At 44.8% G+C, this 24,400-nt stretch carries 20 protein-coding genes; 15 read left to right on the top strand and 5 right to left on the bottom strand.

The genetic code is table 11. From position 1 onward, the window contains the following. The first annotated feature begins 7 nt into the window (after window positions 1-7). Together AC21OG_RS03645 and AC21OG_RS03640 are read left to right on the top strand one after the other, a co-directional pair. Complete coding sequence (locus AC21OG_RS03645) at window positions 8-715, top strand: MotA/TolQ/ExbB proton channel family protein (protein WP_487377776.1); 708 nt, start codon at window positions 8-10, stop codon at window positions 713-715. Window positions 716-856: 141 nt separating this feature from the next. Next, window positions 857-1,258: an ExbD/TolR family protein gene (locus AC21OG_RS03640; RefSeq protein WP_487377777.1), complete on the top strand. Its 402-nt coding sequence runs from the start codon at window positions 857-859 to the stop codon at window positions 1,256-1,258. A gap of 71 nt (window positions 1,259-1,329) precedes the next feature. Here the strand turns inward: AC21OG_RS03640 and AC21OG_RS03635 are convergent, their stop codons facing one another. Further along, a complete protein-coding gene (locus AC21OG_RS03635; protein WP_487377778.1) occupies window positions 1,330-2,538 on the bottom strand; it encodes a siderophore-interacting protein in 1,209 nt (402 codons plus the stop codon). Window positions 2,539-3,008: 470 nt separating this feature from the next. On the opposite strand from AC21OG_RS03635, the gene AC21OG_RS03630 reads away from it, so the two are divergent. The 12 genes from AC21OG_RS03630 to AC21OG_RS03575 all read left to right on the top strand — a co-directional run bounded on the left by AC21OG_RS03630 (window position 3,009) and on the right by AC21OG_RS03575 (window position 16,471). After that, entirely contained in the window at window positions 3,009-3,785 is a 777-nt protein-coding gene (locus AC21OG_RS03630; protein ID WP_487377779.1) for an ABC transporter ATP-binding protein, read from the top strand. Window position 3,786: 1 nt separating this feature from the next. Further along, on the top strand, window positions 3,787-4,809 hold the full coding sequence (locus AC21OG_RS03625) for an ABC transporter substrate-binding protein (RefSeq protein WP_487377780.1): 1,023 nt from the start codon (window positions 3,787-3,789) through the stop codon (window positions 4,807-4,809). Beyond that, window positions 4,806-6,944: a Fe(3+)-hydroxamate ABC transporter permease FhuB gene (gene fhuB, locus AC21OG_RS03620; protein ID WP_487377781.1), complete on the top strand. Its 2,139-nt coding sequence runs from the start codon at window positions 4,806-4,808 to the stop codon at window positions 6,942-6,944. The genes AC21OG_RS03625 and fhuB overlap by 4 nt, the downstream gene beginning before the upstream one ends. Before the next feature lie 265 nt (window positions 6,945-7,209). After that, the gene (locus tag AC21OG_RS03615; protein ID WP_487377782.1) at window positions 7,210-9,561 is read left to right on the top strand and encodes a TonB-dependent receptor; all 2,352 of its coding nucleotides are present in this window, start codon (window positions 7,210-7,212) and stop codon (window positions 9,559-9,561) included. A gap of 373 nt (window positions 9,562-9,934) precedes the next feature. Then, entirely contained in the window at window positions 9,935-11,233 is a 1,299-nt protein-coding gene (locus AC21OG_RS03610; protein WP_487377783.1) for a molybdopterin molybdotransferase MoeA, read from the top strand. Between the two features lie 71 nt (window positions 11,234-11,304). After that, window positions 11,305-11,466, top strand: a complete 162-nt coding sequence (locus AC21OG_RS03605; protein ID WP_487377784.1) for a hypothetical protein — start codon at window positions 11,305-11,307, stop codon at window positions 11,464-11,466. A gap of 363 nt (window positions 11,467-11,829) precedes the next feature. Next, entirely contained in the window at window positions 11,830-13,065 is a 1,236-nt protein-coding gene (moaA, locus tag AC21OG_RS03600; RefSeq protein WP_487377785.1) for a GTP 3',8-cyclase MoaA, read from the top strand. A 287-nt stretch (window positions 13,066-13,352) separates the two neighbouring features. Continuing rightward, the gene (moaB, locus tag AC21OG_RS03595; protein WP_486546279.1) at window positions 13,353-13,880 is read left to right on the top strand and encodes a molybdenum cofactor biosynthesis protein B; all 528 of its coding nucleotides are present in this window, start codon (window positions 13,353-13,355) and stop codon (window positions 13,878-13,880) included. Further along, window positions 13,873-14,697, top strand: coding sequence for a molybdenum cofactor guanylyltransferase (mobA, locus tag AC21OG_RS03590; RefSeq protein ID WP_486546277.1), 825 nt, complete (start codon window positions 13,873-13,875; stop codon window positions 14,695-14,697). The genes moaB and mobA overlap by 8 nt, the downstream gene beginning before the upstream one ends. A gap of 362 nt (window positions 14,698-15,059) precedes the next feature. Next, on the top strand, window positions 15,060-15,494 hold the full coding sequence (moaC, locus tag AC21OG_RS03585) for a cyclic pyranopterin monophosphate synthase MoaC (RefSeq protein ID WP_491185070.1): 435 nt from the start codon (window positions 15,060-15,062) through the stop codon (window positions 15,492-15,494). Window positions 15,495-15,593: 99 nt separating this feature from the next. After that, on the top strand, window positions 15,594-15,836 hold the full coding sequence (gene moaD / locus AC21OG_RS03580; protein ID WP_486546273.1) for a molybdopterin converting factor subunit 1: 243 nt from the start codon (window positions 15,594-15,596) through the stop codon (window positions 15,834-15,836). A 122-nt stretch (window positions 15,837-15,958) separates the two neighbouring features. Continuing rightward, window positions 15,959-16,471, top strand: coding sequence for a molybdenum cofactor biosynthesis protein MoaE (locus tag AC21OG_RS03575; RefSeq protein WP_486546271.1), 513 nt, complete (start codon window positions 15,959-15,961; stop codon window positions 16,469-16,471). A gap of 345 nt (window positions 16,472-16,816) precedes the next feature. Here AC21OG_RS03575 and modB read toward each other — a convergent pair whose 3' ends face one another. The 3 genes from modB to AC21OG_RS03560 all read right to left on the bottom strand — a co-directional run bounded on the left by modB (window position 16,817) and on the right by AC21OG_RS03560 (window position 20,422). Next, window positions 16,817-17,527: a molybdate ABC transporter permease subunit gene (gene modB, locus AC21OG_RS03570; protein ID WP_487377787.1), complete on the bottom strand. Its 711-nt coding sequence runs from the start codon at window positions 17,525-17,527 to the stop codon at window positions 16,817-16,819. A 103-nt stretch (window positions 17,528-17,630) separates the two neighbouring features. Further along, on the bottom strand, window positions 17,631-18,707 hold the full coding sequence (gene modA, locus AC21OG_RS03565) for a molybdate ABC transporter substrate-binding protein (protein WP_487377788.1): 1,077 nt from the start codon (window positions 18,705-18,707) through the stop codon (window positions 17,631-17,633). Between the two features lie 518 nt (window positions 18,708-19,225). Beyond that, entirely contained in the window at window positions 19,226-20,422 is a 1,197-nt protein-coding gene (locus AC21OG_RS03560; protein WP_487377789.1) for an amino acid aminotransferase, read from the bottom strand. Between the two features lie 395 nt (window positions 20,423-20,817). Here AC21OG_RS03560 and AC21OG_RS03555 point away from each other — a divergent pair, with 395 nt between their 5' ends. Further along, entirely contained in the window at window positions 20,818-22,425 is a 1,608-nt protein-coding gene (locus AC21OG_RS03555; protein ID WP_487377790.1) for a Na+/H+ antiporter NhaC family protein, read from the top strand. Between the two features lie 755 nt (window positions 22,426-23,180). Here AC21OG_RS03555 and AC21OG_RS03550 read toward each other — a convergent pair. After that, complete coding sequence (locus AC21OG_RS03550) at window positions 23,181-24,386, bottom strand: amino acid aminotransferase (RefSeq protein ID WP_487377791.1); 1,206 nt, start codon at window positions 24,384-24,386, stop codon at window positions 23,181-23,183. Between the last annotated feature and the right edge of the window lie 14 nt (window positions 24,387-24,400).

Below are 24,400 nucleotides of genomic sequence, written 5' to 3'. Positions count from 1 at the left end.
ATTCAGTATGGAATTTGCAAGTTATTGGCAATATACCGATATGGTCACCAAGTGTCTGTTTTTTATATTGATAACCTTATCGGTTATGTCTTGGATAACGGGCATTTTGCGTATCTATCATAGTATTATGCTCAAGCGTCAAGTCGCCACTGATCTCTCACAAGCGGTTCGTACTCAGTCGCAATCTATGTCTGTGTTAACCAGTGCTGAGCGTAAAACCGTTACCGAACAGATACTATTACAACACATCGGTCGCTATCGTTTTAAGGGCGAAAAAGGCCTGTCGCTATTAGGTACCACTGCAAGCGTTGCTCCATTTTTGGGCTTATTTGGTACGGTTTGGGGTATCTTTCATGCCCTACATAGCATCGGTGAGTCTGGGCAAGCAGGTCTTAGTCAAGTGGCGGGTCCGGTGGGCGAATCCCTGATTATGACAGGTCTTGGATTGGCAGTGGCGATACCTGCCGTCGTGTTTTATAACATTGCGGTTCGTCTAAACCGTCGAACCCTATTTACAGCCAACGACATGGCTTATAGCTTATTAGGTGAGACTGCGAAAGCTGAGCGCAAGGAGCAGACAGCGGTAGTAAATAATAGTACTGCTAAGCCAATGTCTCAACCGAAAGACAGTGGATATTCATCAAGCGACGCGTCGCCACATGCACCTTCCTCTAGTGCGCAGTCCTCCAATGCGCAGTCGTCTAATGCGCACTAATGGGTTTGATTGACTGTCTTAACTAATTGGTTTAATTGATTGTTTTAAAAGTGTCTTAATGTCATTGCTAAAACCCTTTGATTGAGAGTTGACGTTAAAGGGATTGAAACACTAAAAGAAACAAAGCGATAGGAATACAACATGGCCTTTCAATTAGGTGAAGATGATATGCAAGGTATGAGTGAAATGAACCTCATCCCTTTGATTGATATTATGCTGGTATTGATGATAATTTTCATGGTGACTGCCACGGTATTAAACCCTTCTGTCCCATTAGATCTGCCCAAAACCAGTGCCACCGTGCAACAGCAACCGCCCCAAGTCATTCAAGTCAGTGTCGATAAAGATTCTGGCGTATATTGGGATGATGAGCCTATCACATTTGATGAACTTGAAAAAAGGATGCAGGCTCAGTCAAAACTTGAGCAACAGCCCACCATTCGACTACGTGCCGATAGAAATACCCGTTATGAAACGGTTGCGGATATCTTGGCAATCGCCAGTAATGCCAAACTTAGCAAAATTGCTTTTGTTAGTGAGTAGGGGGCTATAAGAGCTTTGGTTAAACGAGATGAGCGCAATAGAGACGATGTTATAAAGAGCTAAGATTACGACTATTGACGCCAGTACACTTTAATAACTACATTTGAATGGTCTAAATCAAAGCGCTTTCGCAACATAGGTCTCAACTTTTTGACCGTACTTGCCTCTAAAGCCCCCCATATTTTATCAATTTTTAGCGGATTATAAGCCAAATAGTCCTCTAAAAATCCGTCTATAATCAATGCTAAAGCCTCACCATTAAAAGCATCACCTGTTATCAGGGGCAATATGGATATGTCAGCATCAATATTAGTATTTAAGTGAGCATCTTCAAAATACGCTTGGTCTGATTCGTCGTGGGTAAGGCATAAGATCAGTGGCGGTATTGGATTACGCCATGTTTCAATTAATCTGGCGACAGTCGGCATTGAGGTTTCATCGGCAATGAGTAACGCCTGCCCTTCAGTAAGATGCCCAGTCTTCTCTGGGAATTCACGTTTGCTTTTTATAATATCATTTGGTTGCAATGCCTTTGCCCAGTGACTCCCTGACGTATCACCGTGATCATAAACATCTACCCAAGCTTCAATAGTATCATTGGTATTGCCTGATTCTGTGGTCACTGGAAACGCTTTACGCAGAGTATAGTAGCAATGTTGCCGCTTAGGAGGATTGATGGGTTGTGGAGTAGTTAAATCAAACAGATAAGCATAACCTGCTTCGTGAGACAGTAAATTTTGAGTATCCTCATAAGTTTGTTTGCCGTTAGCAGTAGGTGTTAGCACCAGTCGTAGTATATTCTTACTCACCCGATAGCTGTCTTTAACTTTAAAGTATAGTTCAACCAGTTGAATGGTTTTTTTACCAATTTTTTTATCAGCGTGTTGTTTTAAGAGCACATACTGCATTTGCAGTTCTTCAATAGTGCTAATAGGATGCTTAAAGGCAATATAGTATGTTTTATTTGAAAGACCACCTTCAATGGCTGAGCAATCCTCTAAAGGCTTGGAGTTGACTCGTTTATATGTTTTAGGCTGCAACTCTATCCTCATCCCTTCAGCATAAATATCTGTCAGCTTTGCATCAGACCTTTTTAAATCAGTAACTTCTACGTTTTTAAATACCTGCAAAAAGTTCTGGATTTCATCCAAATAATCTTCATTGATATAAGCAATTATTGATTCTATTTCAGGGTGCAAAAATTGGGTCATCACTTTGGGTAAAACAGAATTGGATAGCGCCGTTTGTGATGCTCTAGATTTAGGTGAAGACTCTGACATAGTTAATCTCGTAAATAGTTACTAGTAAAACGGGTGTGTGAGTGACAATCATGCGTTAAAAGACGCTTTATACCTTTTCTATAAAACAAGAAATAAGCTATCTTTATCGGGATTATTAATCCTAGTTTTCTTATCGTTTGATTGGCTGCGCTAATTGCCTTTCTCGATTGGTTAATGTCTAGATTTGGTTTTATAAGTGAATATTTATACGATAATGATAATCGTTCTTATTAAAAAATACTAGATAATAATTCTATAGACGAACAGTGCTTCACTATTTAACGCTCTACTTCAATAGATTACCCATACTTTATAACTAGTTTATAGCTAGTTGATCCTGTTTTTAGCTGCTTTTAGCCTATATAAGATAGCTTCGTATCAACAACCTATTGATTACTTAAGATATATTGATTGAAAGTGCTATTGATATTGATTATCATTACAATAATTAAAATAGATGGTATCCATTCATGATTGACAATCAGTTACAAGTAAATCAGCTCAGTGTCGTGAGACAGGGTAATTTACTATTACAAGACATCAAATTTGACATTCCTACTCAGCAGTTGGTTGCTTTGGTCGGGCACAATGGCTCTGGTAAATCTACCCTTATCAAGGCGTTAGCAGGTGAGATGAAGCAAACTCAGGGTACCATTACTTTAAACAATCAGCCGCTTGAGCAATACAGTAGTAAAGAGTTGGCAAAGCAATTAGCTTATTTGCCTCAACAGTTACCCGATGCCGCTAGTTTTACCGTTAGCGAGCTTGTGATGTTGGGTCGTTATCCACATCAAAAGTGGTTACAAAAAGCTTCCGATGAAGACCATCAAAAGGTCAGAAATGCTATGGAGCTTACCCAAATTGAGGGGTTTGCAGACAGAGTTGTGGCGTCTTTATCAGGCGGAGAGAGAGCCCGAGCTTGGTTGGCCATGTGCTTAGCGCAAGATACGAATTACTTATTGCTAGATGAGCCATTAGCGGCACTGGATGTACATTATCAGATTGAAGTCGTTAGTTTAATCCGTCAGCTTGTGACGCAACAAGGTCTTGGGGTGATAATGATCGTGCACGATATTAATCTTGCGGCACAATATGCCGATCGTATTATTGCCTTAAAAGGGGGTCGTATATGCCATGATGGAACTGTCCATAGCACTATGAAACCAGAGGTTTTAAGAAATATCTTTAATGTTGATATGCAGTTGCTGACACACCCTGTCAATGGTCAACCCGTTGCGGTGGTGTAATATGAAAGAACACCCTTGTACAATTTTTAGACTACCCTCTAACAAGTCCTCAGCTAAATTTAATGACCCTCAAAATATTTTAAGCCGTTTTAGTTTAACTTTCATAGTTAGCTCACCAAAGTCGATGCTATCGGCACTCATATCATTAACGGTGCTGATATCTGGCTGTGATAGTCAACACGCATCAATCGAACACACAAGCCCTGCAAATGAGGAGATAAATGTGGTTTCTCCAGACTGGGGAAACGCCTCTACTTTAACAGCGATGGGGCATCCGCCTATTGCGACTGGGGATATCAGAGTTTGGGATCAATGGGTAGGCAAACCTGAGCTACCAAAATCAGTGACAGATCTAGGTATTCGATATCAGCCTAATGCAGAGCTCGTTGCCCAGCTACCAGTGGACATGGTAATAGATAATTTCTTCTACCAACATGCCCGTAATCTATATGGAGATGTGCCTGCTGAATCTGTTCTATTCGCTGCGAAAGAGGCAACTTCTAAATGGGAAGATTATGTTAAGCCGACGCAGAGATTAGGACAGCTTATTCATCAGTCAAATGATACCAATGCGTATATCGCTGAAAGTCGCATTGATATTGAAAAAGCGGGTCGGCGTTTACACCAGCACTATCCAAATGTCACAAAGTTTTCGGTCGTTCAGTTTGTCGATGCTAATAATATGCGAATGTACTCTTATAACAGCTTATTTAATACTGTATTTTCGATGATGGATTACGACTTTATTGCGCTTGATGACGGTAACTCGTGGGGCTTTACACCGATTCAATTAGGTGATCTTGCCAAGCTTGATGACGACGTGTGTCTACTGGTTATTGAACCCTTAAGCCCAATAACCGAAGCCCAGTTACAGCATAGTTTGGTCTGGCAACGGCTCGGCTATGGAAGTCGTCGCTGCATGGCGAAGTTAACACCAATATGGATCTATGGGGGTATACCATCCCTCACTGCTTTGGCAGATAACTTAGCCTCTGCCAAGCTAACGGGAGGCACTGCCAAATGAGTTTATCACGCTCTCCAAAAGACTCAGATCATTCGAACTCAGACCATTCAGACAACATTCACTCAAGCACTGATACCACTCATTCAAATACAGTGAACTCAAAGACTTCAAGCTTAAGTAAGTCAAAAGCAAGCCCATCAATCGCAGGGTTGTCATGTCGAATGCTTGCCTTGTTATTGCTATTAGCTTTGGGTATTAGTCTCAGTGGCTGGTCTCTAATAAGTAGCTCTTGGACACAGCCCCTTGCCAATCTATTCACGCCAAGTTATCAACTAAGTGTCGGCGATATGGCCATTCAACTGCGTCTTATTGCCACCAGTGTCGTGGCAATACTAGCAGGAGGTCTATTAGGCGTGGCAAGCATTCTACTGCAACAGCTTGTCAAAAACCCATTAGCTTCGGATACCACCTTAGCCATCGGCACCGGCGCTCAACTCGCGCTATTAATGACCACATTGTTTGTACCAAGCTTAGCGATATATGGCGGGGTATGGGTGGCAGTAATCGGGGCATTGGCCAGTTTGGGATTGGTGTTCTTACTATCAGCGCCTAGCCGATTTAATCCTTTGATTATCGTGCTAGCAGGTTTGGTCGTCAATATTTTATTGGCCGCCATAGCTGGGGTAATGGTGTTGTTCTTTACCGAACGAAGTGTGGGTATCTTATCTTGGGCAGCAGGGTTTTTAAGCCAAATTAGCTGGCAGACTAGCATTACTCTTGCCCTGACAACAGCGGTATTAGCTGTTGTGAGTATTCCCTTACTCAAACCCTTGACCTTAATGAGCTTAGATGATGCTCAAGCTAAGCGCTTAGGGGTCCCCCTTAACGCCATTCGTCTTGGTGTTGTCGGGTTAGTGGCAGTGGTCACGGCGCTGGTAATTAGTGAGGTAGGATTGATAGGCTTTATTGGTTTAGGTGCAGCAACATTGGTCAATGCACTTGGCGTGGTCCGAATTGGGCATCGATTACTGGCTTCTTTTGTCTTTGGAGGACTACTGCTTTGGCTGACCAGCAATGTCGCATTGCTTCTTGAGCCTATACTTGGCATGCCGATCCCAGCGGGTTCAATCACAGGAATATTAGGCGCGCCACTTATTATTTGGCTAGTGTTACGTCAGCGTCGACAAGGTATCGAGACTATTTCTCCTATGGTGACAAGCCAGCGAAAACCAATCCATTGGTGGCGATGGGGCGGTGTTGTGGCACTCGTTATGCTAGGGGTATGTCTTGTAGTTAATGATATAAATGGTTTTGGCATCAGTACGGATTGGGCATTGACTCAACACTATCGTCTACCTCGTACTTTAAGTGCTGCAGCGACCGGCATGATGTTAGCTATAGCTGGGGTGATTTTGCAGACACTGACTCGTAACCCGATGGCGAGTCCAGAAGTATTAGGTATCAGCTCTGGGGCAGCATTGGGGGTCATCGTCGGCTTTTTATTACTGCCGATGCTTGGGTTGGAAGCTGGAGCAGTGATGCTAATAGGCTCAGGACTGGCAGGTGCCTTGGCTGTATTACTATTGATTATATGGCTTGCTCAAAAGGTGACCCCTGCTTACTTGCTCTTGGTGGGTATTGGTATTGCGGCAATGATGGAAGGCATTATGGCGTTGGTTAAATTATCAGGTGATCCGAGGCTCGCGGCCATGCTGAGCTGGTTATCTGGTACAACCTATAGTGCCCGTCCTGAAACCACCGTCTACTTAATAGGGATAGCAACCGTATTGGTGGCGCTAAGTATGTTAATGATTACACCATTAAGAGTACTAGGTTTGGGTCGCCCGGTGGCACGTAGTTTAGGCGTTGCGGTCAATTTTCAAAGTCTTATGTTATTGGTCTTGGTGGCTTGTCTTAGTACGGCGAGTACCCTGGCTGTAGGCCCATTAAGCTTTATTGGATTAATGGTGCCTCACCTTGCGACATCACTCGGTGCAGTACAGCTCGAAAAACAACTGCCATTATCCGCCTTACTGGGCGCTGGTGTTATGGTAATAGCAGATTGGATAGGGCGGTATGTGATTTTCCCTTATGAATTACCGGCAGGTTCAGTGGCGGCCATTATTGGTGGCGTCTATTTTTTATGGTTAATACGGCAAAACTCACTTAGTGCTTTGGATACGCACTCAAAATAGACGTCATACTATTGGTAACATTTGAAACAGTTGAGAAAAAAATGAGTAAACACTTTACTCAAACTATATAAATGATTATCATTATCGTTTATTATATTCATAAGTTATCAATTAAAAAGAATGAATGCTCCATAAATTTTATTTATCACGAAAGCTATATCTTACATGTGGTATGTAGATTAGCGCTCTATAGAAAGCCTTCTACAAGCATTTATTAAGACCCAGCGTTAATTACCATCCTTTAACCGTCAATAAGGGACCACTTATGACATTATCTCGAAATCTTACTCTTTCCGTTCTGACACTATGCATTAGCCAACAGCTTTACGCACAACAGACTCAAAACCAATCTCAAAACCAAAGCATAGTGTCAGCTGATACAGAGATGCCAGTGGCCAACTTTGAAGCCATAAATGTGGTAGCAAACGCTAAAACGGGCACTGTATTGGCGCAAAAAATCAGTGAAATGCCTGCCGTCACCCAAGTTATCCATACAGAAGATATTCAAGCGCAAGCAATAGGTAACCGTACTACTGGAGATATTTTAGCGCAGCTTATTCCAAGTCTTGGGACCAGTAGTGGCTCTACCAGTAACTACGGTACAACCATGCGTGGACGTCCTGTACAGTATCTTTTAAATGGTGTGCCGTTAACGGGATCACGCAGTCTTTCAAGAGAGCTTAATAGTATAGATCCCAGTCAATTAGAGCGAGTAGAAGTGCTGTCTGGTGCTACCAGTATATATGGTGCAGGGGCAGCGGGAGGATTGATCAATTTGGTGACCAAATCAAACCAAGGCTATGGGTTTTCAGGTCAATCCAGAGTCGGCATCAGTGGTAGTCGTGATTTCGATTCAGACTCTCTAGGATATCATGTTGGCCAAAGCCTCGGCTACGGTGGTGAAAAGGTATATGGCAACTTAGATGTGGATTTTGAAAGTAAAGGCGGTAAATTTGACAGTCATGGTGATCGAGTTAGCACCGATATTTACCAGACCGACCAACAAGATACGGACTCAATCAGTGTCAATGCCAATCTAGGGGTAGACTTAACAGATACACAAACTTTGAGTCTGGCAGCCACCTATTACGACGATGAACAAGATACCGACTATGGTTTTGACTATGGTGATGGCCTATCCGTTTTATTGAAGGGAACACCACCTTCTTTAAAGGCTATTAAGGGGGCTAAAATAGACAAACAGCCCGAAACGAAAAAGACCACCGTCAACTTAAACTACAATAATAGCGATGTGCTGGGGTCTAATTTAAGTATTACGGGTTATTATCGTGATGAAAAAGGTCGTTTTTATCCTTCTGGTAAGTCAGCTGCCCCTATTGCGGCGGAAGAGCTAATGGCTATTGGATTTCCTAAAGAAAATGCCAAGAAGCTATCTGGCTATGCTGTATTAGTGGCTCAGTCTGAGGCGGACATCGAGGTAGCAGGACTGCGTGCTGCAATGCAAACCAATACGGATATAGGCGGTAAAGATACTTTATTTAGCTATGGTGTCGACTTTGAGCGTGAGAAAAGCGAACAGTACTATTACGGTCAAGACTTAGATACCTTTATTGCGAGTAGTGGCTTGGTCTCAAATCCAAATGGCATTAGCTACAATGCTGGTCCAAAAACCACCACGGATAAACTCGGTGCCTTTGTTAACGCGGATGTTGATTTGACCGACAAGTGGCAAGCCAGTGCAGGCGTTCGCTATCAGAAGCTTGAAGCGGAGACGGATGCCTTTATTCCTATTTATGAACAAGTGTTAGAAGAGTACTTTGCCAATCCAGCGGTTAGTAAATATACAGGAGGCTATACCTATAAAGCGGGTGAGGTGAAAGCCGGCGATACGGACCACGATAAGACTTTATTTAATCTAGGGACCAGCTATCAGTTAACCCCGAATGACCTGATATTTGCCAATTTCTCGCAAGGGTTTACCACCGCTGATATCCAGCGAGCACTGCGTGATGTTCGCAAAGGCTTTGTGGTCAACTCTGACAATGTTCAGCCCATCGCTATTGATAACTATGAGCTTGGTTGGCAAGGCAATTATGGCAACACCAATGCTAAATTAACAGGCTTTTATAATGAGTCTGATAAAACGGTACGCTTTACTAAAGACTATTTGGTTGAGGTTGTCGATACCGATGAGCGGGTCTATGGTGCAGAAGCATCATTAAGTCACCAGCTAAATGACCACTGGCAAGTAGGGGGTACCGCCGCTTATACAAGAGGACAGTATAAAGACAGCGGCGACTGGATAGAGCTGGATGCCGTACGTGTCACCCCGTTAAAAGGCACGGCTTTTGTACAGTATAACTTCGATGGCGGTAGCAATATGCGTCTACAAGCATTGGCTATTGATGGTACGGATAAAGCACACAAAGAGCAAACTGCGATAGATCCTAAAGCGAACGCCCAGCCAGTAACGGGCTATGCGACATTAGACTTACTGGGTCAAGTCAAGCTAGCAAAAGGTAGAGTAGATTATGGTATTTATAATTTACTTAATAAATACTATAAGACGGTATACCATCAAACCACTTATGATGCAGGTAACCGACTCCCTGCTTCAGGTTTGAACTATGGTATTAGTTATACCATTGATTATTAGGTGGGATTTGAACACGTTTAACATAAAACTTATATGTTGAGTTTTATAGTTGATAATAGTTATCATTATCATTATACTAACTGAGTAATTAAGGCTTGCTCTTGGCATCCTTGATTACACTCCAATAACAGTCTAGATAAATGGCTGTTTTCATAAAGAATAATAACAACAATAATGGCGTTTCCGTATCATCTCCAACCCGACTATCGTTATCATGGGCGATAGTCGGTTTTTTTATGTCTGTTAAAAAGAGATAAATTTATCAGTTATAATACAAATACCGACAATATCAATTCCCCAAACTCCTAACCATCCTAAACAAAATAACCAACCCCAATCCCAAACTCAAATCTAATAAAAAGAGAGCCCACTGATGATCACGGTTTCAGAGTTAAAAGCCGCCATTACCGAGCGTATTCATGCGTATAACCAGACAGATTTACCGCTAAGCCGTCGCGCCATAGAGACCCGTGATTTGCTGGCCAGTCAACATCATATACTGGCCAAAGACATTGCGTCAGACTTTGATATCCCACGGCAAAATATATCTGCGATGGATGGTTATGCGATAGTCACCGGTAGTGTGTTGGACAAAGACACCTCAATTGAGATAATCGGCGAGTCGCAAGCGGGCAGGCCTTATACGGGTAAGCTTGAGGCAGGGCAGGGCGTGCGTATTTTCACTGGCGCCGTCGTGCCCAGCGACTGTGATACCGTGGTAATGCAAGAGAATACCAACTTTGCTGATATCAAACACTCCCTCGATAAGTCGCAGCCCTATGCGATTACCCTGACCAGCACCGCAGCGCGCGACAACAATATCCGCAAGCAAGGGGAGGAGATTCAGCAGGGCGAAGTGGTATTGCATTCAGGCAAGCGCATTAATCCTGCTGACATCAGCTTACTGGCAAACTTAGGCGTGGCAGAAGTTGAGGTCTACAAGCCTCTGATAGTCGGACTTATCGCGACAGGGGATGAGTTGGTGAGCGTCGGCGAGCCTCTGCAAACCTCAGCGCAAATTTATAACTCCAACACCCCAACCCTTAAAAGCATGCTCGCCCAGTTGCCAGTTGAGATTCGCGACTACGGCATTATCCCTGACCAGCTTGAGCAGACCCGCAATGCCGTATTGACCGCCATGACCGAGTGTGATGTGGTGCTCTCTACCGCAGGCGTCTCGGTCGGCGATTATGACTTCTTAACGACGGTTATTAAAGAGCTTGGGCAGATTAATCATTACAAAGTTGCGATGAAGCCGGGTAAGCCATTCGTGTTTGGCGAGCTGTCAAAAGACATGCCCGTGCCGACTTTATATTTCGGTCTACCGGGCAATCCATTATCGACCGTGGTGGGCACGCTACAGTTTATAATTCCGGCGTTATGGCGCCTGTCGGGGATCAATACGGCTGACATGCCATTGACAATATCTCTGCAGGCCACCTTGGCTGAGGACCTAAAGAAAACACCGGGGCGCATGGATTTTCAGCGTGGCATTTTGCAACAACAGCCTGATGGCAGTTATATTGTCACCCCCGCCGGCAAGCAAGATTCGCACCGTATTAAGCAACTGAGCTATGCCAACTGTCTGATTGTATTGCCTCAAGAGTCAGGCAGCCTGCCTGCCGGTGAGACGGTGAGCGTACAGCCCTTTTCGTGGCAGTGTTCGCCCTAGGGTTAAGGACTCACAAGGTTTCGCCCATTGTCAGGTTTCATTATTTGTTGGTCACTCAGTCAGCTTTTGCTATGTCAGTAGTAGAAGGAGCATCTCGCGCTTTTCGCTACTATCTGCTTATCGATACGGCGCAGTGGCTAAGAGGTGGCGGGTCGCTTACTTCGTGCGCCCCGCCACATCAAGCCACTACAGGCCGTCTCGCTAAGCAGTATATCCGCTGCAATCACGGCTAAACCGCTCTTTTAATAAAGCCTCTCTGAAGTGTGCCAATCTTCAGCTCGCTGAGATTACCTCAGGGGGCTTATATATCAGTGGGCTTATAAAATAGTGGCTCATAAACATAAAATAGTGGCGCTATAAAACACAAGTATGGGATCATGGCAAAAACCGATAACAACATCAAAAAAACCTTAACCCTGTTCCGTAGGTCACATAGCGTTACTTAACAAGCAGATTAAGTAAGTACCTGTTAACGTCAGCGCTTGAAATCACATAACCTGTTATAATATCCCTCACACTCATGACACTCATACTTCATTCATAACCTGAGGCAACGCTTAGAGCATCCTCCATTCATTATGTTTACGGTATCCCATATGACCCTTCTAACCTCCAACCTAGGGAAAGCTGAGCTATACTTCCCGTCATCACAACCTGCTCGTTTTGAAGGTCATGGTTCTGTTAACGCTAAGCATCCTGTGAAAGATGGCCCTGTTATGACCTTGCCTCAACATCCGAGCAGTACTAAGATTAAGCGTCCTCACCAATCTAAGAACACACCTGCGACAGACACGGTTAAAAATACGCCGCAACCTAGCTCTCATTCTAGTTCTCAGTCTAATGCTCATTCTAGTAACCCTGTCTTAACTGATAAGTTCTCACGCGAGCTCACTTATTTACGTCTGTCCATTACCGATTTTTGTAATTTTCGCTGTGGCTATTGCCTGCCAAATGGCTACCAAGGCAAGCGTCCTGATAACGAGCTGACCCTTCAAGAAATAGAGATTCTCATTCAAGCTTTTGCCAAAGTCGGCACCCAAAAAGTACGTCTAACCGGCGGCGAGCCGTCTATTCGTAAGGATGTCAATCAGATTATTGAATTGGTCAAAGCAACCCCAGGTATCAACACCGTGGCGATGACCAGTAATGGCTATAAGCTTGGCAAACATATTGCCAACTGGCAGCAAGCAGGTCTCGATCAGTTAAATATCAGCATCGACAGTTTTGATCCCGCCACCTTTAAGACCATGACAGGCTTCGATATCTTGCCAACGCTACTGCGGGATATAGATACCTTGTTAGACACTACTGACATTAAGCTAAAGCTTAACGGCATTTTGATGGAAAGCACCGCCTACGACACTTTGCTATCGGCTTTAGAATACGTGAAGACGCGACCGGTCACTTACCGCTTTATCGAGTTTATGCAGACCAGTGACAACAGCGACTTATTCTTCGCACAACACGCCCAGTCGGCACTGATTACCGATTATCTCTTGCAGCGAGGCTGGCAAGCCAATGAACGAGGTCGAAGTGATGGGCCCGCGATAGAGTACAGCCACCCTGATTATGTCGGACGTATTGGCATGATTGCGCCGTATGCCGCTCATTTCTGCGACAGTTGCAACCGTTTGCGGGTCAGCAGTCTTGGCAAGGTGCATTTGTGCTTATTTGATCAAGGCAATTATGATATCCGCCCCTATTTACAACAGCAGGATGTGAATGGGCTGATTCAAGTGTTGCATGAGTTTATGCCTATCAAGCCTGAACATCATCATTTGGCAGAGTCCAATAGCGGCATTATGAATAACTTGTCTATGATTGGTGGATAGAGTGCTAAATACTAAATAAAGGCGGCTATATCGATTTATAACTATATCGGTAGCGTGCGTCCCACTCACCAATGAGATAACATATCGATATAGCCTATTGGATTAATCGGTGCGCTAGTGAGATTTTTACCGAAAATCCATCCCCAACCCTTCCTTTGAAAAAGGAAGGGAGCTAAACCTTGCAAAAGCGACAGCTTATACTTTAAGTTGAGAATGGCGTAACTATTTTAAAATCTAATTATTCTAAAAACCAATTACTCAGAAACCCAATATACATAGGTTGTATTATGTCAAAAGAAAAAGTATTCACCGCGTTAAATGTCGCCGTATTAACCGTCTCAGATAGCCGTACCTTAGCAGAAGACACCTCAGGTCAATACCTTGAGGACTCCTTAAAAGAAGCGGGTCATACTATTGCAGACCGCCAGTTAATTACCGATGATATTTACCAGATTCGGGCGGTGATCAGTACTTGGATTGCTGATCCTAATGTCCATGCGGTGATTACCACCGGCGGTACAGGCTTCTATATCCGTGACAGTATGCCCGAGGCGGTCAGCGTCTTATTTGACAAGACCGTTGACGGCTTTGGTGAGATGTTCCGCTTAATTTCAAAAGATGAAATCGGCATGTCCACCATTCAGTCGCGGGCGATCGCCGGTATCGCAAACAATACCGTGATTTTCTGTTTACCCGGCTCATCAGGTGCTTGTCGCACTGGCTGGACTCAGATTATTAAAGAGCAATTGGACAGCCGTACCGGACCTTGTAACTTTGTGCCACACCTGATGCGTGTCAATCCCGGCCATGATTGATAGTCTAGCGGGGGTTCTGATATTAGCAGGCGGTTTATCCACTCGTATGGGGCGACCAAAAGCACTGCTAACCCTGCCAACGGGTGAGACGTTGCTTGACTATCATGTGCGTCATGCCAGTCAATTTGCCGTCCCCATCTTGATTGCTGATAATGAGCAAGGGTTTACCAGCACGGTTGATGTCGCACCTCAGCAGGTTATTCATATTGCAGATTATCAGCCAAAGAGTAGTCACCCAAAAGCACAGCTAAAGCATTCTGCAGGGCCGTTAGGGGCGATATCGGCAGGTTTGCAATATCTGATGTCTACTTCTATGCCTACGTCTACGTCTATGCCTATGCCTATGAGCGATAACGTCAACGCCGCATCATGGCTATTGGTGGTCAGCTGTGACAGTCTGATCAGCGCACTGGATATTTGGCAATACTTGCAGCCTGATTTAAAGAAAACAGAGAAGAGGTTGTCAAGCACACATAGTCCACTGAATGCTTCATTGAACGATGCATTGAGCGACTCATTAAATGACTCTTTGGCTGATTGTGTGACTGATTCTGTGGCTGATTTTGGGAATAGGCCACAGGTTTTTGCTCTAAGTGATGGTCAGCGAATGTATCCTTTATTAGGAGTGTATACTCTTGCGATAACTGACGCGTTAACGTCATATTTAGATAAGGGCGAGCGTCGGGTGATGGGCTTTATAAACCCCATCTGTCATCCGGTACTGATGCCAGAGTCGTGGTACGTTTTATCTAATTTAAATACCCCGGATAGCTTTGAGCAAGCCTGTCAGTACCTCGTTACAGATAAGTCCAAGTGATAGATAAATCTTTTTGAGTAAGAGGGGTATAAAAGGGGTGGGGAGTAACTTAGAATGAGTCGCTTTTTGCGTAGCGTGCGGTGCAGCGAAGCGAAACCCACGGTTTAAGGTCTGATTATTATAATAAGAGCAACCCTATAGTTAATGCTTTTTCTCTAAAATGCCCTGTCTTCTAAACATTTAGCCTGTTATACAATCGCCTATAATATCAGTCGGCTGTTATGCCAATCTCTTAGCAACAAAAGTCAAAGGTCAAAGTCATCATGTCAAACCCTTCACAGTCATTACCAACATCAAAACAGCCCTCGTCCAAGCTGTCATCAAAACAGCTGTCGCATTTGGATGCTGATGGTGATATTCATATGGTAGATGTTGGTGATAAACAGGTCACCACTCGCGAAGCCGTGGCACAAGGTTATGTTGTTTTTCCCGCTGATATTTATCAGAACATCAAAGCCGCGGATGGCATGACCAAAAAAGGCAGCATTACGCAGACGGCGCACATTGCCGGCATTATGGCAGCAAAGCGTACCCATGATTTGATTCCCTTGTGTCATCCTTTGCCCTTAGATAAGATTGGGCTAAGTTTTGATTATGTGGATGAGCAGCAGGCGATCAAAGTCAGTGCCAGCGTACGAGTAACGCATAAAACAGGGGTTGAGATGGAAGCACTAACTGCCGTCAGTGTGGCCTGTTTGACGATATATGACATGACCAAAGCCCTATCGCACGATATTATTATCAATGATATCCGTTTAGTCACTAAAACGGGTGGCAAGTCGGACTATCAGCGGTAATGACACCGTTAAATAGCTAATACTAAGTACCAAATAACGAATACCAAATAGCTAATACTATATAACTCATACCAAATAGCTAATACTGACGAGAACCTTATGAATATTACCTTATTGTACTTTGCCAGTTTTGCCGATAAAGCCAACAAAGGCCAAGAGCAGCTGCAACTAGACGCAGACACTACCTTAACCGAGCTTTATAACCAACTGCAAGCACAGTATGGATTTAATCTAGAAGCGTCGCAGGTACGTGTTGCCATAAATGATGAGTTTTCAGAATGGGACGATAGCCTGCATGATGGCGATACGGTTGTTTTTATTCCGCCCGTTGCTGGCGGTTAGATAGACCTTTGTCTTATGAGAGTATGACAGCATTACAGTGTCAGTAAACGTATAAAAGCGCTCCCTTGATCTAGATGAGAAAGCCTTTAGATGAGAAATCCTTTAGATGAGAAAACGATACCATGTCCCAATCAAATCAACCCGCACCTGATAACGCCCATCAACACGCCAGCCACATTACTCTGAGTATAGATGAAGCCTATCAGACAGCGCAGCAACAAGGTTTTGCATTGTTGGATGTTGCGATAGATGCTCAGCGTCTCAAAGACTTTCTGCAAGACGAGCAGTGTGGGGCACTTGCGACATTTGAGGGCTGGGTACGCAATCATAACAATGACAGCAAGGTCACAAGCTTGACCTATTATGGCTACGAGCAATTGGCGATCAATCAAGGTAAGCGTATTATTGAAGAGTCCAAGCGCCGATTTGATATTGAAAATGCCGTGGCGATCCATCGTATCGGGGCGTTAGACATTGGTGATATGGCGGTTTGGGTCGGGGTTAGCTCTAGGCACCGTTATCCGGCATTTGATGCCTGTCGCTGGATACTCGATACCATAAAGGCGGATATTCCCGTCTGGAAACAAGAGTTTTACCAAGACCAGTCATCACAATGGCTTAGTAACAATGGCTAAAGTCAAGGGCTAAAGTCAAGGGCTAAAGTCAAGGGCTAAAGTCAAGGGTTAAAGGTCAGATTACGGGTGATACGTATCTCATATTATGCACGATGTGTAGCGTGTGGTGTAGCGAAGCGTAACCCACGGCTTAATGTCTGATTATTACAAAAAACATTCGCTGTACAATTTATTTATGTGTAAATTGTAATCAATAAATGCCAAAGGGCAAGGAAGACAGGACAAGAAACCCACCACACCACAATAAACCAAACCATATCATGATTCCCTCAAAGCTTTTCTTCACGCTTCTCAAGCTAGGGGTGCAGGCTAGTGATGCAGGATTGAACATAAATTATTCCTTTCTCATTTATCCCCACGCGTCAACCGATGATTTAAGCTGGCGATTAATCCTACCAATACAATTCCCAACACCACTAGCATGAGCGACATGGTATGTGCCATTTCATAATTTAATGCTTCCACTTGCTCATATATAGCGATAGAGACCACCTTGGTTTCCCCTGCAATACTACCGCCAATCATCAACACCACCCCAAACTCGCCAATGGTATGCGCAAAGCTAATTAGGCTACCTAGGATAATGCCTGTTTTAGCTTGGGGCAATGCCACCGCGGTAAAGCGCCGAAAAGCATTCGGCTCTAGCAACAGCGCCATATCACGGACACTGTTTGGAATACGCAAAAACTGCGCATACACCGGCTGCATAAAGAAGGGTAACGAGTAGACGATTGAGCCGATGACCAAACCCTGAAAGCTAAAAGCAAGAGTCGGCAGATCATGAGCGATCAGCCACTGACCTACTTGTGAATTGGGGCTCATCAGCAGCAACAGGTAAAAACCCAACACCGTCGGCGGCAGTACCAAGGGCATGGCAATCACCCCCATCAGCATAATTTTGAGGCGGGCAATCCACGCATTGTCAGAGGGTCTCGCCATCCAATACGCCACAGGGGTAGCAAATACCAGTAAGCACAGGGTAGTGATGCCGGCAAGCTTGATACTCAGCCACAAAGGAAGCAACATGTCAGAGACGTGTGGGGAGAGTAGTGACATAGGTTGGGATAAGTAAGTAACATTAGGATAGGTTTAGGCTTACAGAGTGTCGGCATAGCGTTCAGTATAGAGGATAGCGAGCGGCTTCTCAATTCAATCTGGTCTATTCACTAACTGGCGAGCTAGTTGCGCTGGGTAAACTGGTTGAGCTGGGTAAACTGGTTGAGCTGGGTGAACTGGTTGAGCTAGTTGAGTTGGGTGAACTAATTGACAAATACCCTGCCTGCTTAAACAACTGCTGAGCCGAGCGAGATTGCAGGTAATGCGCAAAGCTGACTGCCTGAGGATGCTCACTGATCACAATGCCATCTTGCAAAATAGGCGGATAACTATTAGGTGCCAACACCTGGTATTTACGAGTCGCTACTTTGGCACTCATTAATTGAGATAGCGCCACAAAGCCATAATCGGTACTGGCAGTATGCGTATATTGAAAGGCCTGACCAATATTTTCGGTCTGAATCAGTTTCTTTTGATCCTTTAACACATCATATAGCTGCATATGTTGCAAAAAGGCTTTGGCAGATGCGCCATAAGGTGCCAGATCTGGATTGGCCATGGCGATTTTGATATTGCGGTTTGCGTCGCTCAGCCACAGTTTCTCTAGGCCCGTTTTACTTAAAGCGTTGGTTAAACTACTACTTAAAGCGCTGCCTAAGTCCAAGCCGCTTAAGACATGATTGCTGCTGTACAACGCCAACTGCCCCCGCGCATAGGTGAAGGGCTGCCGCTGTGGGTCGTGACTTGGATGCGCCTTACTGTATTTCGCGGGGAACTGCTGGTCAGCGGACAAAAACACATCATAAGGAGCGCCAGCATTCATTTGCGCGTACAGTTTGCCAGATGAGGCATAAGTGACTTCTATTTGAGGCGCTTGATTCTGAGTATCTTGTTGATAACCGTCAATAATCGTGGGCAGTACGCCGGCAAGATTGGCGGCAGCCGCGATACGTATTACCTGAGTGTTATCGGTAGTGTTGTGCGGATTAGCTTGAGACTGAGATTGACTGGCAGTAGTGTCGTTATTACTTTGCATACTGTTTTGATTGCTGGCTTGATCGTTTGAGCAGCTAGCAAGCAACAAAGCCATTGGGAATAGTGCAAGTTGTTGTAGACGCACCGTCAGGGTTGTGGTTGGCTTAGAGGTTAACGCTAGTTTGGGTATGAATAGGGCGAACATGGATCACCTAGATAATATTGGAATAAGGACTAACGCAAAACAAAAATAGTTATAGTCAGCGAACTACTAAAATGTGTAGTGTGTGGTGCAGCGCAGCGAAACCCACGTATAAGTCTTTAATCGAATGAAAGTGCCTATTTTAATTAAGGATTTACTATAACAGTGTAAAGACCACAATTTGCGTAAGCCCTAGGTATAACCTAAATTCGAGATAATCAATTCATATAACTAAAGGTTATACACTCCTTTGTGACAAAGCAATGCATCTCACCTTGTAGACAAACGATCATTCATCCCTTTTTAACTTTGGAAAGGTTAGCTCCCTTCCTTTTCCAAAGGAAGGGGTGGGGATGGATTTTTAACTCAAATAAAAACAATGGCTTACTAAAATTCTTATCCCAAACTCAGGTTAGGCATACATTAGGGCTGGAGTCTCCGCCAGTGCCCTGATGGAATACGATAATCTAATACGATGGTCGAATACGCCAACACGCCCTAGATTAAAATAAAACGCGACATCACTGTTGCAGCACTTCTGCGATCGCATTAGCGACATAATCGACATTATGAGTATTTAAGCCGGCGACACACATCCGAGAAGTGGCCAATAGATAGATGGCATAGTCTTCTCGTAGGCGATCGACCTGTTCAGGGGTCAAGCCGGTGAAGCTAAACATCCCCTTTTGAGACGTCATATAATCAAAGTTATGATCAGGCAGTTTAGCTTCTAATACCGACTTGAGCTTATAGCGCATGGCTTTGATGCGATCTCGCATCGAATATAATTCACCCACCCATTGCTCATACAACGCATCGTCACTCATGACGATATTGACCACATGCTCCCCATGGAATGGTGGGGTAGAGTACAGACGGCGTACGACCAGCTTCAGTTGCCCAAATACCCGCGTTGCCTCATCCTCAGATGGGCAGACGATAGACAGGCCACCGACTCGCTCCCCATACAAAGACAGGTTCTTTGAATATGAGTTACTAACAAACACTGGCAAGCCCAACGCTACCGCTTTACGAATCGCATAAGCATCGCTGTCTAAGTCCTCACCAAAGCCTTGATAGGCAATATCCATAAAGGGGATAAGCTCACGCTCTTTCACCACATCCAGTACGGTGTCCCATTGCTCATGCGTCAAGTCAACGCCAGTGGGGTTGTGACAACACGGATGCATCAGCACCACATCGTGTTTATTCAGGCTCTTAAAGAAGGCGATCAGCGCCTCAAATTTAAGTCCGCCCGTCTCTTTGTCATAGTAAGGATAGCTACCCACTTCGACTCCGCTACCTTCAAAGATAGCAACATGATTGACCCAAGTCGGGTCGCTCACGTAGCATTTTGATTTTGGGAACCAAGCTTCGATAAATTCCGCACCGACTTTCAAAGCGCCAGAGGCTCCGACTGTGCCAATGGTTGCGACACGATTTTGTTGTAATACTTCCGCATCTTTACCAAACACTAAGTTTTGGCAGGCTTTATGAAAGCCAACCAGTCCCTCCATCGGTAGATAAGGACGCGGTACAATTGGGTTTGACAGACGCGCTTCTGCTGTCTTCACGCACTCTAGTACCGGTAGCTGACCGTGCTCATCCAAATAGATACCAACCCCCAAGTTTACTTTATTAGGATTGGTGTCCGCCAAATAATGACCCATCATTTCTAAGATGGGATCACCTGCATAAAACTCGACATGTTTAAACATTTTAGAACCTTACGTTTTACGTTGCCCTTTATTGCCCTTCATAACGTTCATGAGCCACATTGAGCAACAATAAGCCACTTTATTGATATCAATATAACTATTGGAATTATGATTTGGGTTTATGATTAAAGTATAGGTAAAATTAGTGATAATTGCTATGATGCGTCCGTAACATAGTGTCCAAACCTATCGGTAGCAATATAGGTAGCAATATAGGTAGATAGACAGCTCGACAGCATAGCTCAAAAACATAGCTCGAAAAATAGAAGACCAAATCTGACGCAACCCAAAATAGCCAAAGCAGAACAGCCGTTACAAAACAGCAAATCTATCAATAAATCCCGAAGCAAAAAATACCCGCCATTTCATTATTGGGTCAACAGGAGGAAGCGTGTATGACGACAGCGCAGACAGACACCGCTCAACAACCGTCCCCAGATCTAAACCAGACCAGCTCACCGCCCACTCAACCGCAAAGTGCGCCCCCACCACACAGCCGCCCGCCCAGTCCACCGCAAAGTCCACTACCGACGCCACTATGGGCGCTTATCATTGCTGGCCTAGTGATATTGATTATGGGTATCACTATGATAGGCTTTGGCTGGGTGCCTCACTTGTCGTTGCTATTGGCGATTTGCTTCTTATTCTTTATCGGTAAGACTCGAGGTTTGAGCTTTCAGCAGATGCAAGCCCACATGGCAGAAGGGGTGATGAGTGGTATTGGCGCCATCTATTTGTTTTTCTTTATCGGACTGATGGTCGCCGCTTTGATGATGTCTGGCGCTATTCCGACCCTCATGTATTATGGCTTTGAGCTGATCTCACCTGATTTTTATTATATCTCGGCGTTTGTGTTGACCTCGATTATCGGTATTGCCTTGGGCAGTAGTCTCACCACCGTCGCTACCTTAGGCGTTGCGTTTATCGGCATGAGCCATGCCTTCGATGCCAATGTGGCGATAGCGGCGGGTGCGGTGGTCTCTGGCGCATTCTTTGGTGATAAGATGTCGCCGCTATCAGATACGGGCACTATCGCCTCGTCTGTGGTCGGTATTGATTTATTCGAGCACCTTCGCAATATGGTATATACCACCGTACCGGCATGGCTGATCAGTGTCGCCTTATTTTGGCTATTCTCAGGGCAGACCCACAGTCCAGAATTGGCGCAAGTCACGGCATTGGCGCAAGGCGAGGTTCTCAGTCAAGCAATCGATCTTAGCCAAAGCGGCGGTCTTAGTAAAGTCACCGTCCTGCAAGCACAATTGATCGACAGCGGCTTAGTACACCCCTATGCGGTATTGCCGTTTGTGGTATTGATCGTATTGGCCCTACTGCGCGTCAACGCCATTTACACTATTATCGCCACCATCCTCACCGCGTTAGTCATTACATTTAGCCACAGCACGCTCAGCATCGAGCAATTGGGTGGTTACTTCTTTGCAGGCTATACGCCAACTGGCCCCTCTGGGCAGTCGTTAGAATTGGGTGAGGTCGGCGATATGTTGTCACGGGGCGGGGTGCAAAGTATGTTTTTTACCCAGACCATTGTGATATTGGCGTTAAGCTTAGGCGGACTGCTAAAAGCCTTGGGCATCTTACCTGCTTTGTTATCCGGGCTACGCGATACCTTAACCAATGCCGGACAAGCCATATTTGCCGCCGCCATGACCGCACTGAGTGTCAATGTATTGATTGGCGAGCAGTATTTGAGTCTGTTGCTAGCGGGCACCGCGTTTAGACCGACCTTTGAGCGTCTCAACCTCCATCCAAAGAATTTATCGCGTACCCTCGAAGATGCGGGCACAGTGATTAACCCGTTAGTGCCCTGGAGTGTCTGCGGGGTATTTATTAGCCAAGCGTTAGACGTTCCGGTATTGGATTATCTGCCTTATGCGTTCTTTTGTTACTTGTCGTTGTTATTGACCCTGATATTTGGTTTTACTGGGTTTACCATTAGTCAAAAACAACCCAAAACCCTAACCAATCCTCATAACGATCAATGACAATAACACCCAATAATAACAATCAGTTCGTCATACATAACGGGTGCAATGCATCGTATTAAGAGTATGAAGGCGATAATACAACAGGAGCTGACCCAGCTTTACGCTACTATCTGCCCGTCTGTGCAAAGCGTTGGCAAGTGGGCGTTGACTGTCACTTGCTTCGCGTGCCAGCCAACCCCCAGCCATCGCAATTTGCACCGTCAGGCAGTATATCCGCTGCAATCTGGGCTAGCGGTCACATCCTGTCGTTTACCACTATCTATCGTAATCTGAATTAATGTCTTCTTTTCTTAAAGAATGGTTGCGCTGGATTTTTTAGCCCCTTCCTTTCTCAAAGGAAGGTTGGGATGGATTACTTAAAGGAGGGCTGTGCAGGATATCATAAAACAAACAAGACGTAGCGTGCGGTGCAGCGCAGCGAAACCCACGGATATTGAATTAATTTAAGTTCAGGAAGCGATATAATTACTTCCGTAATCCATTATTTTAATTAAGCGTTTTAAATCCCTCCCCAGCCCTCCCTTTACAAAAGGGAGGTAGCTATCCTTTCTAATTACATAAAAGGTCAAAGTGTGATGAATTTTAAACACACCGTCGTTTCTCAAAGCAAGGTTGCGATGGATTTAAGCCCCCTCCTTTTTTAAAGGAGGGCTGGGGAGGATTTTTCGGTTGAGATTAACAAAAAAGGCTGAACAAATTCATTGTTCAGCCCAGATATTAAAAAATTAGAAATACCAAAAGGTTCAAGCTATTTAATTAGCATCGTCCTTTAACACTTCTGCCATCGCATTCGCTACATAGTCGATGTTACTGGTATTGAGTCCCGCCACACACATACGCGAGTTGGACACCATATATACCCCAAACTCCGCTCTTAAGCGTTCGACTTGCTCAGGTGTGAGACCAGTGAAGCTAAACATACCATTTTGGGTAGTCAGATAGTCAAAGTTACGACCCGGTACTTTCGCTTCAAGCACTGATTTAAGCTTTAAGCGCATGGCTTTGATACGGTCACGCATACCATACACTTCGCTGACCCATTGCTCATATAGCGCGTCATCGTTCATCACGATATCGACGATATGACCGCCATGTGACGGTGGGTTTGAGTAGGTACGGCGTACGGTAAATTGCAATTGACCAAACACCCGATCGGCAAGCTCAGCGGTCGGACAAACCACGGATAGACCACCGACACGCTCGCCATATAGAGATAAGTTTTTAGAAAACGAGTTACTGACAAACAGTGGCAAGCCTATATCGACCGCTTTGCGAATGGCATACACATCGCTGTCCATATCTTCACCAAAGCCTTGATAGGCGATATCCATAAACGGGATTAGTTCACGGGTTTGGATGACCTCCAGTACTTTGTCCCATTGCGCAGGTGTCAAGTCCATACCGGTAGGATTATGGCAGCAAGGATGCAGGATGACGACGTCGTTTTTATTCAAGGTTTCAAAGAACGCCACCATCTCATCAAATTTGATGCTGTTGCTGGCTTTGTCATAGTACGGATACTTAGCCACAGGCACATTGCTGTATTCAAAGATAGAGATGTGGTTGCCCCAGGTTGGGTCACTGACATAGGCTTTGGCATCAGGGAACCATTCATTGATAAATTCTGCGCCGATTTTAAGCGCCCCAGAGCCGCCCACTGTGGCAATAGTTGCCACACGTTTGTCTTCAAGTACTTGAGCGCCTTTACCAAATAATAGCTCTTGGCACGCTTTACGGTGTCCAGGCAGGCCTTCCATCGGTAAGTAAGGACGCGGAGTGATAGGGTCTGCAATACGCTGTTCTGCTGTCTTCACACAGTCCAGTACCGGCAATTTACCGTCTTCATCATAATACACGCCCACACCAAGATTGACTTTATTGGGATTTGGGTCAGTGGCAAATTTTTTATTAAGACCTAAAATGGGGTCACCAGGGTAGTAATCGACACGATCAAACATATTTTATCCTTTAC

This window comes from Psychrobacter sp. CX5 (assembly GCF_057621535.2).
Note: the sequence above shows the minus strand (reverse complement) of the source record. Positions and strands in the feature narration are given on the sequence as shown.

Excerpts from the sequence above, each read along its gene's own strand:
- AC21OG_RS03605 (WP_487377784.1), top strand. The coding sequence starts at position 11,305 with ATGTCAGTAGTAGAAGGAGCATCTCGCGCTTTTCGCTACTATCTGCTT.
- modA (WP_487377788.1), bottom strand. The coding sequence starts at position 18,707 with ATGTTCGCCCTATTCATACCCAAACTAGCGTTAACCTCTAAGCCAACC.
- modB (WP_487377787.1), bottom strand. The coding sequence starts at position 17,527 with ATGTCACTACTCTCCCCACACGTCTCTGACATGTTGCTTCCTTTGTGG.
- AC21OG_RS03610 (WP_487377783.1), top strand. The coding sequence starts at position 9,935 with ATGATCACGGTTTCAGAGTTAAAAGCCGCCATTACCGAGCGTATTCAT.
- AC21OG_RS03550 (WP_487377791.1), bottom strand. The coding sequence starts at position 24,386 with ATGTTTGATCGTGTCGATTACTACCCTGGTGACCCCATTTTAGGTCTT.
- moaB (WP_486546279.1), top strand. The coding sequence starts at position 13,353 with ATGTCAAAAGAAAAAGTATTCACCGCGTTAAATGTCGCCGTATTAACC.
- moaC (WP_491185070.1), top strand. The coding sequence starts at position 15,060 with ATGGTAGATGTTGGTGATAAACAGGTCACCACTCGCGAAGCCGTGGCA.
- AC21OG_RS03645 (WP_487377776.1), top strand. The coding sequence starts at position 8 with ATGGAATTTGCAAGTTATTGGCAATATACCGATATGGTCACCAAGTGT.
- AC21OG_RS03640 (WP_487377777.1), top strand. The coding sequence starts at position 857 with ATGGCCTTTCAATTAGGTGAAGATGATATGCAAGGTATGAGTGAAATG.
- moaA (WP_487377785.1), top strand. The coding sequence starts at position 11,830 with ATGACCCTTCTAACCTCCAACCTAGGGAAAGCTGAGCTATACTTCCCG.
- AC21OG_RS03555 (WP_487377790.1), top strand. The coding sequence starts at position 20,818 with ATGACGACAGCGCAGACAGACACCGCTCAACAACCGTCCCCAGATCTA.
- AC21OG_RS03615 (WP_487377782.1), top strand. The coding sequence starts at position 7,210 with ATGACATTATCTCGAAATCTTACTCTTTCCGTTCTGACACTATGCATT.
- moaD (WP_486546273.1), top strand. The coding sequence starts at position 15,594 with ATGAATATTACCTTATTGTACTTTGCCAGTTTTGCCGATAAAGCCAAC.
- mobA (WP_486546277.1), top strand. The coding sequence starts at position 13,873 with ATGATTGATAGTCTAGCGGGGGTTCTGATATTAGCAGGCGGTTTATCC.
- AC21OG_RS03575 (WP_486546271.1), top strand. The coding sequence starts at position 15,959 with ATGTCCCAATCAAATCAACCCGCACCTGATAACGCCCATCAACACGCC.
- AC21OG_RS03625 (WP_487377780.1), top strand. The coding sequence starts at position 3,787 with ATGAAAGAACACCCTTGTACAATTTTTAGACTACCCTCTAACAAGTCC.
- AC21OG_RS03635 (WP_487377778.1), bottom strand. The coding sequence starts at position 2,538 with ATGTCAGAGTCTTCACCTAAATCTAGAGCATCACAAACGGCGCTATCC.
- AC21OG_RS03630 (WP_487377779.1), top strand. The coding sequence starts at position 3,009 with ATGATTGACAATCAGTTACAAGTAAATCAGCTCAGTGTCGTGAGACAG.
- fhuB (WP_487377781.1), top strand. The coding sequence starts at position 4,806 with ATGAGTTTATCACGCTCTCCAAAAGACTCAGATCATTCGAACTCAGAC.
- AC21OG_RS03560 (WP_487377789.1), bottom strand. The coding sequence starts at position 20,422 with ATGTTTAAACATGTCGAGTTTTATGCAGGTGATCCCATCTTAGAAATG.